The sequence below is a fragment of the Streptomyces sp. WAC00040 genome, assembly GCF_056835925.1.
This window is the reverse complement of record NZ_JAKQZE010000001.1, coordinates 2,315,225-2,326,558: the sequence shown is the minus strand read 5'-3', so window position 1 is coordinate 2,326,558 and position 11,334 is coordinate 2,315,225. Positions and strand designations below refer to the sequence as shown.

The following is an 11,334-nucleotide window of genomic DNA, read 5'->3' as shown; positions in this document are numbered from 1 at the left end:
TCACGATCCGGCGTTGACGTTGGAAAGGACGACGGCGGCGATCGCCAGGACGACGGAGCCGGCGAGCAGCGCGCTCAGGTAGGTCTGGACGTTTCCGGTCTGGGCACGCCGGACGGCCGTGCCGAGCCAGCGGGTGCCGGTACCGGATCCGCGTACGTAGGTGTCGATGACCTCCCGGTCCAGGAACCGGACCAACTGGGCCGCGGCACGCACGGGGCGGACGAACAGCACGGTGTAGAGCGCGTCGACGTGGAAGCCGGCGGCGGCGTGGCGGTGGAGCGGGCCTAGCAGCAGCCGTGCGGGGTCGGCCGGGTCATGGGCCGCGGCGATGTCGCCGTAGGCAGGAATGTGGGTGGCGATGGCCTCGGCCTCCGAGACGGCCGGCTCGGCGTCCGGGTGGGCGGCGACGGCCCCGATGGGGAGGCGGGCGGCGATCGCGGTGGAGTGCCGCCAGGCTCCGTAGGTGACCAGGCCGCCGACGAGGGCGACGCCCGTGCCGAGGACGGCGGTGGTGAGCGTCGGCGTGAGCGCGTGGCCGTCGAACCAGCGGGGCAGCCTGCCGGCGGTCAGTCCGAAGGCGAGCGAGGGGACGGCGAGGATCCACAACACGGAGGTCATCGACAGCGGCTGCCGGCCGTGGTCGGGGGCTTCGGCGCCGCGGCCGCGGAAGGTCAGCAGCCACAGCCGGATCGCGTAGGCGGCGGTCAGGACCGCGGTCAGCAGGGCGGCGACGAGGACGAACCAGCCCGCGGTGGCGGGCGCTGTGTCCGAGTCTCCGAGTGCGGTGTGCTCGGCGGCCACCAAGACGGCTTCCTTGGAGAAGAAGCCGGCGAAGGGAGGGATCGCAGCGAGGGCGAGCAGAGCGACGGTCATCGTCCAGTAGGCGTCGGGGACTCGCTTGGCGAGGCCGCTCATCCGCGACATGGCGGCGAGCGAGTTGGTGCCGGCGGCATGGATGATCACGCCGGCGGCGAGGAAGAGCAGCGCCTTGAAGGCACCGTGGGACAGGAGGTGGAAGACGGCAGCACCACGATCCCCCACCGCCAGGGCACCGGACATGTAACCGAGTTGCCCGATGGTCGAGTAGGCGAGGACACGTTTGATGTCGTCCTGCGCGAGGGCGGCCAGGGCCGAGCCGACCATCGTCACGGCCGCCATCACGGCGAGCACGGTCATTGCCGCGGCGGAGGCGGCGAAGAGAGGAAGGAGCCGGGCCACGAAGTAGATACCGGCGGCGACCATCGTCGCGGCGTGGATCAGCGCGGAGACGGGCGTGGGGCCCGCCATCGCGTCAGGGAGCCAGGTGTGGAGCGGGAACTGGGCCGACTTGCCGGCGACACCGGCGAGGAGGAGCAGCGCGATGAGCGTCGGGTGCTCGATGGCGTCGGCGGCGACAGCTCCGAGGATCCCGGTGATCCGGAAGGTGCCCGCGTCCGCGGCGAGGGCGAACAGGCCGATCAGGAAGGGGACATCGCCGAGTTTGGTGACCAGGAAGGCCTTGAGGGAGGCAGCGCGCGCCTCGGGAGTCTCCCAGTAGTGGCCGACGAGGAAGTACGAGCAGATGCCCATGATCTCCCAGCCGACCAGCAGCACCATCAAGTCGCCGGAGTAGACGACGAGCAGCATGGCGGAGGTGAACAGCGAGACGAGGGCGGCGTACGAGGGGTAGCGGGGGTCGTCGCGGAGGTAGCCCGTCGAATAGATCTGCACGCAGGAGGCGACGACCCCGACGAGGATCGCGGCGAGCGCCGCGAAGCCGTCGATGTGAAGGGCGAGGTCGATCGGGACCGAGCCGGTCGGGGTGAGCTGCGTGGACGCGTCGATCGCCCTGCCGCCGTCCTGGCGCACGGCGACGACGACGGCCAGCACGGCCGCGGCGAGCGTCGGCAGGACGGCGAGCGGACGGACGAAGCCGGGCGCGGTGCGGCCGAGGAGCAGTCCGGCCGCGGCGCCCAGGAACGGAAGGAGGGGGACGAGGACGGCGAGGGTCGTGGTGGTCACGCGGTGGCCTCGGCCTTCTCCTCGCGGTCGGTGGATGTCTCGCCGGGCGAATCCGGCCCGTGCGCCCTCTCCGCGGTGTCACGCAGGCGGTCGACGTCGGAGCTGCCGCGGTTGCGGTAGACCATCAGCACGATCGCCAGTCCGATGCCGATCTCGGCGGCGGCGATGGCGATGATGAAGAGGGTGAGGGCCTGGCCGGCGTGCAGGGTGTCGCGGAGCCAGACGTCGAAGGCGACGAGGTTGAGGTTGACGGCGTTGAGCATCAGCTCGACGGACATCAGGACGAGGATCGCGTTGCGGCGGGCGAGCACCCCGTACAGCCCGATGCTGAAGAGGAGCACCGCTAGCACGGCTGGATAGGCGAGGTGCATCAGCTGTTCCCCTCTCGGGCCGGTCGGTCCGCACGGCCCGCCGGGGTCTCCTTGCCCCTGCCTGCGGTCGGGGCTGTCCGGGACGCCGGGACCGGGCCGGGCTCCTCATCGTTCTTGCGGGACAGGACGATCGCGCCGATGAGGGCGGCGAGCAGCAGTACGGACAGTGCCTCGAACGGCAGCACCCAGTGCCGGAAGAGGATCTCGCCGGAGACCTTCGTGGAGCCCTGGGCCGGTCCCTCCAGGTCGATCCAGGTGGTGCGGAAGGCATCGACCACGACCCACACGAGGGACACGGCGGCGACGGCGGCCACGCCCAGGGCGACCCACCGGTTGCCCGAGTCGGCGTCCGGTGAACGGCCGATGGGCGCCTTGGTGAGCATCAGTCCGAAGAGCAGGAGGACGACCACGGAACCGACATAGATCAGGACCTGCACCCAGGCGATGAACTCCGCGGTGAGCAGGAGGTACTCGACGGCGAGGCCGCCGAGCGCCACGACCAGCCAGAGGGCGGCGTGCACCAGTTGCCGGGTCGTGACGGTTATGACGGCCGCGCCGAGCGTGACCACGCCGACGAGCATGAAGGCGATCTCGACACCGGCGGGGGAAAGGAAACCGTGCGTCGCGGCTGCGGCGAACGTCATGCCGGACCTCCCTGGCCCGATGCCGGGCCGCTTTCGTCAGCGGGGCGGTCATCACCGGCCGGCCGAGCGCCGCCGGCGCCAGGCGGAGTGGCGGCGCCAGGCGGAGTGGCGGCATCCGCCTCCGCGGCCGCGAGCTTCTCCGCCGTCTTGCGGGCGGCGCCGATCTCCTTCGGTTCCTCTGCGCCCGGGTCGAGTGCCGGCGGTGCCGGCACGGTCCACATCCACTCGCGGAGCTTGTCGCGCTCGTGGGTGAGGTCGCGGATGTCCGTCTCCGCGTACTCGAACTCGGGCGACCAGAACAGCGCGTCGAAAGGACAGACCTCGATGCAGATACCGCAGTACATGCAAAGGGAGAAGTCGATGGCGAACCGGTCGAGGACGTTACGGCTGCGCTCGCGGCCACCGGGTACCGCGGCCGGCACTGTCTCCTTGTGGGAGTCGATGTAGATGCACCAGTCGGGGCACTCACGGGCGCAGAGCATGCAAACCGTGCAGTTCTCCTCGAACAGGCCGATGACGCCACGGGAGCGGGGCGGGAGTTCGGGCTGGACATCGGGGTACTGGGCGGTGACGGTCTTCTTCGTCATCGTCCGCAGGGTGACGGCCAAGCCCTTGGCGAGGCCGGATCCAGGGATGGGAGACACGTCTAGATCACCACCTTGACGATGCCGGTGAGGGCGATCTGGGCGAGAGCGAGCGGGATGAGGACCGTCCATGCGAGCTTCTGCAACTGGTCCTCACGCATACGGGGATACGTCACGCGCAGCCAGATGACGATGAACGCGAGCACGGCGGTCTTGAGCAGGGTCCACACCCAGCCGAGGCCGTCGGCGCCGAACGGACCGTGCCAGCCGCCCAGGAAGAGGACGGTGGTGAGCCCGCACAGCACGACGATGCCCGCGTACTCGGCAAGGAGGAACAACGCGAAACGAAGCCCGGTGTACTCGGTGTACGCGCCGAAGATGATCTCGGAGTCGGCGACGGGCATGTCGAAGGGCGGCCGCTGAAGCTCGGCGAGACCGGCGACGAAGAAGACGATGGCGCCCACGATCTGCCAGGGCAGCCACCACCACTCGAAGGCGTTGAGGATGCCGGGCAGCGACACCGTCCCGGCCGCCATGGCGACGGAGGCGGCGGTCAGGAGCATCGGCAGCTCGTACGCGAGCAGCTGGGCGGCGGTGCGCAGGCCGCCGAGCAGGGAGAACTTGTTGGCCGAGGCCCAGCCGGCCATGAGGGAGCCGAGCACACCGACGCCCATGACGGCGAGGACGAAGAAGATGCCGGCGTCGACGACGATCCCGACCGCGCCCTCGCTCGGGCCGATCGGGATCGCGACGAGGACGAGGAGGTAAGGCAGGAGCGCCACGGCGGGAGCGAGCTGGAAGACGCGGCGGTCCGCCTCCGCCGGCACCACGTCCTCCTTCTGCGCGAACTTCACACCGTCCGCGACGAGCTGGGCCCAGCCGTGGAACCCACCGGCGTACATGGGGCCGAGACGGCCCTGCATGTGGGCCATCACCTTGTGCTCGGTCTGTCCGATGACGAGGGGGAGGACGAGGAACACGGCGAAGACGACGATGAGCCGGAGGGCGACGTCGAGTGCGTCGTTCACGCGGGGTCGCCTCCGGCAGGTCGGTTCGCCTCGTCGTCGTCCGGTCCGTCGGCGGATCCGGGCGCGGGCGTGGCTGTGGATGGGGGTGTCGACGTTGGTGTGGGTTTGTCCGGTTCGGAGTCAGGTTCGGCTCCGGATCCGGGTTCCGCGTCGCGTTCGGCTCGCGCCTCGCGCGCGGGTCCAGCCCCGGGCTCGGGACCTGCTTCCGGCCCGGGGGCCGCTGCGGGCTCGGGTGCCGCGTCGCGCTCGGCTCGCGCCTCGGGCGCGGGCCCAGCCCCAGGGACGGCCCCGGGCTCGGGGGTCCTGTCCTTGCGGGCGGTCGGCTCGGTGCCGGTCTCCGTGTCCTCGAAGGCAGGGCGGGCGTGGTGCCACGGCGCGTCGGAGCTTCGGGAGCGCGGCGGCGTCGTGGACTCGGCCGGTTCGGTGGGCCGGGCCTCGTCCGTAGCGCCCGGTGCGCCCGACGCCTCCGGTGCCGTGGACGGCTCGTGTGCCTTGGTTTCCCCCGCCGTCGGCGTGGGCCTCGTGCCGGCCTGCGAGGCCGAGCCCTCGCTCGCACTGCGGGACCGCCGCGGGGCCGCCGCGGGCGTCTCGCCCTGCGAGGCCGAGCCCTCGCCGGCGGTGCGGGTGCGGCGCGGCGGACGCTCGCCCGCGGCCGCCGCGGCCGCGCCGGCGCGGGGTGTGCGGGCGGGTCGGGCGGGGGCGGGCGGGAGCTGGCCCTTGAGGGGGCCCCACTCGTTCGGGTCCGGGACACCCGGCGGCAGCATCTGGCGGCGCTTCGGCCCGCCGTGCTCGGACTCCCCCGGCTCCTTGGCGCCGGGCCAGGCCTTGGCGACCCGGGCGGCGAGCACGAAGTCCTTGCGCAACGGATGTCCCTCGAAGCCGTCCGGCAGCAGCAGTGGCGCCTGGTGCGGATGGCCGGTGAAGTCGACGCCGAACATCTCGTGCGTCTCGCGCTCGTGCCAGCTCGCGCCGGCGTAGACGTCGACGGCCGACGGCAGGGACGGGGAGCCGTGCGGAACGGTCGTGCGCACCAGCAGCCGGCGGACCGTACGGCCCTCCAGCGAGACGACGTGCGCGCAGATCCGGAATCCGGTGCCCGGCTCGTCGACGGCGCTGAGCCAGTCGAAGTAGGTGCAGCCCAGCTTGTCGCGGGCGATCTCCAGGGCAGCGATCCAGGAGCCGACGGGGACGTCGACGGTGAGCAGTTCGTAGGTCCGCTCGGCGGTCGCCTCCTCGCCGAAGATCTCGGTGACGGCGTCGGGGAGGCTGTCGTACAGGTTCACCGCTCCCCCTCCGGCCCGGATTCGGCGCCGGACCCGGCACTCCGGCCGGTCCCGGCCCCGGCAGGCGGCGGCGGCGGAGTGATCAGGCCGCTCCGCAGGGCCGTGGCGGAGGGACGGCCGGCGCCGGTCTTCTCCCGGCCGTGTCCGTAGCGTTCGTCGAGCGACTCGCGGGCGATCTTCTCCTGGAGCTTGAGGATGCCCTGGAGCAGCGCCTCGGGGCGTGGCGGACAGCCGGGCACGTAGACGTCGACGGGGATGATCTGGTCGACGCCCTTCGTCACGGAGTACGAGTCCCAGTACGGGCCACCGCAGTTCGAGCAGGCGCCGAAGGAGATGACGTACTTCGGCTCGGGCATCTGCTCGTACAGGCGCTTCACCGCGGGGGCCATCTTGTCGGTCACCGTGCCGGAGACGATCATCAGGTCCGCCTGGCGGGGGCCCGGCGCGAAGGGGATCACGCCGAGCCGGATGAAGTCGTGCCGGGCCATCGACGCGGCGATGAACTCGATGGCGCAGCAGGCCAGTCCGAAGTTGAAGACCCACAGGCTGTAGCGGCGTCCCCAGTTGAGGATCACCTTCATCGGTTCCGGGGCGAGGCGGGCGAGGGCTCCCAGTCGCCGGGGCTCCGGCAAGAGCTCCGGGGCCGGGACCGGAGTGGGGACCGGGCTCGAAGCCTGGTTCGACGTCTGGTTCGAGGTCGGGGTCACGTCCATGTCAGGACCCCCTTCTTCCATGCGTAGAGCAGTCCCACGGCCAGGAAGCCGAGGAAGATGAACATCTCCACGAGGGTCGTCGCGCCGTAGCCGTCGGCGGCGAACACCGTCGCCCACGGGAAGAGGAAGATCGAGTCGACCGCGAAGATCACGTACAGGAAGGCGTAGACGTAGTAGCGGACCTGGGTGTGCGCCCAGCCCTCGCCCACCGGGTCGACACCGCACTCGTAGGTCAGCAGCTTCTCGGGCGTCGGCACGACGGGGCGCAGCAGCCGGCCCGCGGTGAACGCGACAGCGACGAACAGCACGCCGATCAGCGCGAGCAGCCCTACGACGGAGTAGCTCCGGAAGTACTCCGTCGCGAGCACGACTCCGGTCGGTTCCGACACGTCCGTCCCCTCGCTCCCTGACCCGGTCGGCCTTGTCGGTGCGTTGTCGTCGTCGTTGCCACGTCGCTGCGTCGCCACGTCACGCTTCGGCACGCTTCGTTTCTTCGCTACGACTGTGCTTGTCACCGCTCCGACGATCACTACGCACGATCTGTACGCACGGGAGTCTAGGCCCTGCTAAAGAGAGCGTAAGCAGTCGTGTCACGCATTGGCCGGCCGCCGGGTGGGGTTATCCCTACTTCGCCCCACCCATGTACCCCATGGCGTACGGCGGTCCGGCCCGGCAGGCTTGCGCTCATGACCGCGAGCATCACCGCCCCCGACAACGACCGGCCGCCACCCGCGCGCTTCGCCTACGACCGCCACACGTGGAAGGAGATCGCGCATCTGCTCGCCAACCTGCCGATCGCGCTGCTCGGGTTCGTCTATGTGACGGTAACGGTCAGCGTCGGCGCCGGGCTCTCCGTGACGGTGATCGGCCTGCCTCTGCTGGCCCTCGGCCTCATGGGGGCCCGCGGCGTCGGCAAGGCGGAGCGGGCACGGGCCCGCGCGCTGCTCGGGGTACGGATCGACGAGCCGAGCCCACTGCCCGGTCCGGCGCACGGTGTGGGCGTGATCGCGTCCGTGTGGTCCCGTCTGAAGGACCCGGTGGCCTGGCGTTCGGTGCTGTACTCGTTCATCCGGCTGCCGTGGGGCGTCCTCACCTTCACGGTCATGGTGGTGGGCCTCTTCGTCCTGTGGCCCGTGCTCCCCTTCGTCGCGCGCGGGCTGTCCAACGCGGACCGGGCGATGGTGCGGGGACTGCTGTCGCCGTCCGACGAACTGGAACGGCGCATCGCCGAGTTGGAGTCGGACCGCGGAGTCGTCGTGGACACGGCCGCGGCGGACCTGCGCCGTATCGAACGGGACCTCCACGACGGCGCCCAGGCCCGGCTTGTCGCGCTCGCGATGGGGCTCGGCCTTGCCAAGGAGAAGCTCCTCGAGGACCCGGACGCCGCGGCCGCGATGGTGGACGAGGCACACGGCGAGGTGAAGCTCGCGCTGCAGGAACTGCGAGACCTGGCCCGGGGTATCCACCCCGCCGTACTGACCGACCGCGGCCTGGACGCGGCGCTCTCCTCGGTCGCGTCCCGGTGCACGGCGCCGGTGACGGTCACCGTCAACCTGGACGAGCGGCCGGCGGCCGCGATCGAGGGCATCGCCTACTTCACCGTCTCCGAGCTGCTGCAGAACGTCAGCAAGCACGCGGGCGCGACCCGCGCCTCCGTGGACGTGTGGCGGTCCGGGGAGCGCCTGTTGCTCCAGGTCATGGACGACGGCAAGGGCGGTGCCCGGCTCGACGGCGGTACCGGCATGGCCGGTCTCGCAGAACGGCTCGGCGCCGTGGACGGCCTCTTTGTCCTGGACTCGCCGCCGGGCGGTCCGACGACGGTCACGGCGGAGCTGCCGTGGCGTGTCAGGGAGGCGAGCGAGGCGCGCGGAGCGCGCACCCGCTGACGCTTCGTGGGGACACGAGGCGTCCCCGCGCAGCGGGCCGCGTCGTGCCCCCGCAGGCAGGCCGCTCCTGGCCTGCGGGGGACGCGTCGTCCCAGGGATCCCCACCGACCCCCTCCCCTGCCGGTCACTCACGGGCCGTCACAGCCGCCGAGCAGCGGTTGCGGCGGCCCGTCCTGGGCTCCGCGCCGCCCCCACCGTCGCCGGAGCCGAGAGGACGGGGTTCGGCGGTGTGGTGCGGCTCCGCGCCCCCGCCGACTCCCACCACCGGTGCCGGAGAGGATCGGGTGCCCGTCGGATGGGGGCTCCACGCCGCCCACCACCGGCGCCGGCGAGGACCGGCGTCGGCGGTACCGGTGGTGGGGAAAACCCCCGCCCAAGACGGATACCGCCCTCATGGTGCGGAACCGGCCGCCACAGCAGGCTTACGGGTATGACAGCCCGCTTCGCAGATCGGACGACTTCGATGGCCACGGACCACGGATACGGCTCTCCGGCGCGCCGGGACCATGTCCTCCCTCCCGTACTGCGCGCGCCCTTCGAGGGCCGTACCTGGCGCGAGTTCGGTTACCTCGTGCTGAACCTTCCGCTGGCGACCGCGGTCTTCGTGTTCGCGGTGACCATGACGTCGCTCGGCGCCGGGCTCCTCGTCACGTTCCTCGGCGTCCCCGTGTTCGCCGCCTCCCTCGCCGCCCTCCGCGGTTACGGAGCGCTGGAACGGACCCGCGCACGGGCCCTGCTCGATCTGGACGTGGCGGCGCCCGAGCCGGTGCTCAGCAGCGGGCGGGGACGCAAGAACGGCGTGGCCGCGTGGATCGGCGGCATCCTCAAGAGCGGCGTGTCCTGGCGCCACCTGCTCTACGCGTTCCTCCACTTCCCCTGGGCGGTCTTCGGCTTCTCGGTCTCCGTGACCCTTTGGGTGACCGGCTGGTCGCTGCTGCTCTACCCGCTGTGGCAGTGGGTCTTCCCGATGTGGGGCGGTGTCGACGGCCTTCAGCTGTACGGGGACGGGACGCACGACTTCTACCTCGACACGCCCCTGGAGATCGCCGCCACCAGCGTCGTCGGCCTGCTGTTCACGCTCATGACGCCGTGGGTCATGAGGGGCCTGACGAGCGTCGACCGCCTGATGGTGGCCGGGCTGCTCGGGCCGTCGCGGCTCGCGACCCGTGTCGTGGAGCTGGAGTCGGACCGTGGCGTTGTGGTGGACACCGCGGCGGCCGACCTCCGTCGTATCGAACGCGATCTTCACGACGGCGCGCAGGCCCGGCTCGTGGCGCTCGCGATGGATCTCGGCCTCGCGAAGGAGAAGCTGGCGGAGGACCCCGAGGCCGCGGCCCGGATGGTCGACGAGGCGCACGGCGAGGTGAAGGTGGCGCTCCAGGAGCTGCGGGATCTCGCCCGTGGGATCCACCCGGCGGTCCTGACGGACCGCGGTCTGGACGCCGCGCTCTCCGCCATCGCCTCACGCTGCGCCGTCCCCGTGGCGGTGGAGGTGGACCTGGACTCGCGGCCGGCGCCCGCGATAGAGGGCATCGCCTACTTCACCGTCTCCGAGCTGCTGCAGAACGTCAGCAAGCACGCGCGGGCAACCCGCGCCTCGGTGGACGTGTGGCGTTCTGAGGACCGGCTGATGCTCCAGGTCAGGGACGACGGCAGGGGTGGCGCCGGGCTGTCCGCGGGCAGCGGTCTCGCCGGGCTCTCGGAACGGCTGGGCGCCGTGGACGGCATCCTGGCGGTCGACTCCCCGACAGGCGGTCCGACCACGGTGACCGCGGAACTCCCCTGGCGCGGCTGACCCAGGAGCATCCGCTCCCCCGGAGCCCCCGCCCTGGCGGGGGCTCCGGGGCTGCCTGGGCCCCGCCCCCGCCCCGCCGTGGCAACCCCCTGCCCCACTTCTGCGTCCCCCGGTGCGGTGACCGGGAAAACGCGAGCCGGGCCCGAGGGCGCTCCGGTCCTGGGATGCTGGGACGGGCAGGGTGGGAAACACATCAACAGGGGGACACGGGACTGTGGAGGACAGCGTGCGGGTGGTCATCGCCGAGGATTCCGTACTGCTTCGGGAGGGCCTGACCCGGCTGCTGACCGACCGGGGACACGACGTGGTCGCCGGAGTGGGTGACGCGGAGGCCCTGATCAAGACGATCGATGAGTTGGCCGCGCAGGGCGCGCTGCCGGACGTCGTGGTCGCGGACGTCCGTATGCCCCCGACGCACACCGACGAGGGTGTGCGGGCGGCGGTGCAGCTGCGCCGCGACCATCCCGCGGTCGGGGTGCTGGTCCTGTCCCAGTACGTGGAGGAGCAGTACGCCACGGAACTGCTGGCCGGGAGCAGCCGGGGAGTGGGCTACCTGCTCAAGGACCGGGTAGCGGAAGTACGAGAGTTCGTCGATGCCGTGGTGCGGGTCGCGCAGGGCGGTACCGCCCTGGACCCGGAGGTCGTGGCGCAGCTGCTCGGCCGCAGCCGTAAGCAGGACGTGCTGGCCGGTCTCACCCCGCGTGAGCGTGAGGTGCTGGGTCTGATGGCCGAGGGCCGTACGAATTCGGCGGTCGCCAAGCAGCTCGTCGTGAGTGACGGGGCGGTGGAGAAGCATGTCAGCAACATTTTCCTGAAGCTCGGGCTCTCTCCCAGCGAGGGCGACCACCGGCGCGTACTGGCGGTGCTGACGTACCTCAATTCGTGACCGTCCGGCGGCCGGGGGATCCCGGCCCGCCGGCGCTCTGCCGGTCCTCGAGCGATGCGGTAGGCCGGGGGCCGGAGTATGAGGGGGGAGCGGCTTCCGGGAAGGCCGAGGGCAGGAAAGCATGACGAACCAGGGCGTCACGG

At 71.5% G+C, this 11,334-nt stretch carries 11 protein-coding genes; 3 read left to right on the top strand and 8 right to left on the bottom strand.

Annotation, left to right across the window (positions count from 1 at the left end; translation table 11 throughout):
• Genes MDN94_RS10665 through MDN94_RS10630 form a run of 8 tightly spaced genes read right to left on the bottom strand, consistent with a single transcriptional unit; the run spans position 1 to position 7,013 of the window.
• Positions 1–2,001, bottom strand: coding sequence for an NADH-quinone oxidoreductase subunit 5 family protein (locus tag MDN94_RS10665; protein WP_482725617.1), 2,001 nt, complete (start codon positions 1,999–2,001; stop codon positions 1–3).
• Positions 1,998–2,372: an NADH-quinone oxidoreductase subunit NuoK gene (gene nuoK, locus MDN94_RS10660; protein ID WP_482725616.1), complete on the bottom strand. Its 375-nt coding sequence runs from the start codon at positions 2,370–2,372 to the stop codon at positions 1,998–2,000. The genes MDN94_RS10665 and nuoK overlap by 4 nt, the downstream gene beginning before the upstream one ends.
• Positions 2,372–3,016, bottom strand: a complete 645-nt coding sequence (locus MDN94_RS10655; protein ID WP_482725615.1) for an NADH-quinone oxidoreductase subunit J family protein — start codon at positions 3,014–3,016, stop codon at positions 2,372–2,374. Before MDN94_RS10655 ends, nuoK begins: the two co-directional genes overlap by 1 nt.
• Positions 3,013–3,660 carry a NuoI/complex I 23 kDa subunit family protein gene (locus MDN94_RS10650; RefSeq protein ID WP_482725614.1) on the bottom strand — a complete coding sequence of 216 codons (648 nt, stop codon included), beginning with the start codon at positions 3,658–3,660 and terminating at the stop codon, positions 3,013–3,015. Before MDN94_RS10650 ends, MDN94_RS10655 begins: the two co-directional genes overlap by 4 nt.
• Before the next feature lie 2 nt (positions 3,661–3,662).
• Entirely contained in the window at positions 3,663–4,628 is a 966-nt protein-coding gene (locus tag MDN94_RS10645) for a complex I subunit 1/NuoH family protein (protein ID WP_482725613.1), read from the bottom strand.
• Positions 4,625–5,911: an NADH-quinone oxidoreductase subunit C gene (locus MDN94_RS10640; protein ID WP_482725612.1), complete on the bottom strand. Its 1,287-nt coding sequence runs from the start codon at positions 5,909–5,911 to the stop codon at positions 4,625–4,627. The genes MDN94_RS10645 and MDN94_RS10640 overlap by 4 nt, the downstream gene beginning before the upstream one ends.
• On the bottom strand, positions 5,908–6,624 hold the full coding sequence (locus MDN94_RS10635) for an NADH-quinone oxidoreductase subunit B (protein ID WP_482725611.1): 717 nt from the start codon (positions 6,622–6,624) through the stop codon (positions 5,908–5,910). Before MDN94_RS10635 ends, MDN94_RS10640 begins: the two co-directional genes overlap by 4 nt.
• Positions 6,615–7,013, bottom strand: coding sequence for an NADH-quinone oxidoreductase subunit A (locus MDN94_RS10630; RefSeq protein WP_482727053.1), 399 nt, complete (start codon positions 7,011–7,013; stop codon positions 6,615–6,617). Before MDN94_RS10630 ends, MDN94_RS10635 begins: the two co-directional genes overlap by 10 nt.
• Positions 7,014–7,310: 297 nt before the next feature.
• Between MDN94_RS10630 and MDN94_RS10625 the strand changes: the two genes are divergently transcribed.
• The 3 genes from MDN94_RS10625 (at position 7,311) to MDN94_RS10615 (ending at position 11,191) form a co-directional block, all read left to right on the top strand.
• Entirely contained in the window at positions 7,311–8,510 is a 1,200-nt protein-coding gene (locus MDN94_RS10625; RefSeq protein WP_482725610.1) for a sensor histidine kinase, read from the top strand.
• Positions 8,511–8,973: 463 nt separating this feature from the next.
• Positions 8,974–10,305: a sensor histidine kinase gene (locus MDN94_RS10620; protein ID WP_482727052.1), complete on the top strand. Its 1,332-nt coding sequence runs from the start codon at positions 8,974–8,976 to the stop codon at positions 10,303–10,305.
• A 226-nt stretch (positions 10,306–10,531) separates the two neighbouring features.
• Positions 10,532–11,191 carry a response regulator gene (locus MDN94_RS10615; protein WP_482727051.1) on the top strand — a complete coding sequence of 220 codons (660 nt, stop codon included), beginning with the start codon at positions 10,532–10,534 and terminating at the stop codon, positions 11,189–11,191.
• The last annotated feature ends 143 nt before the right edge of the window (positions 11,192–11,334 follow it).

What these genes read in the sequence shown, in the direction of transcription:
- MDN94_RS10655 (WP_482725615.1), bottom strand. Translation starts at nt 3,016, where the DNA reads ATGACGTTCGCCGCAGCCGCGACGCACGGTTTCCTTTCCCCCGCCGGT.
- MDN94_RS10635 (WP_482725611.1), bottom strand. Translation starts at nt 6,624, where the DNA reads ATGGACGTGACCCCGACCTCGAACCAGACGTCGAACCAGGCTTCGAGC.
- MDN94_RS10620 (WP_482727052.1), top strand. Translation starts at nt 8,974, where the DNA reads ATGGCCACGGACCACGGATACGGCTCTCCGGCGCGCCGGGACCATGTC.
- MDN94_RS10625 (WP_482725610.1), top strand. Translation starts at nt 7,311, where the DNA reads ATGACCGCGAGCATCACCGCCCCCGACAACGACCGGCCGCCACCCGCG.
- nuoK (WP_482725616.1), bottom strand. Translation starts at nt 2,372, where the DNA reads ATGCACCTCGCCTATCCAGCCGTGCTAGCGGTGCTCCTCTTCAGCATC.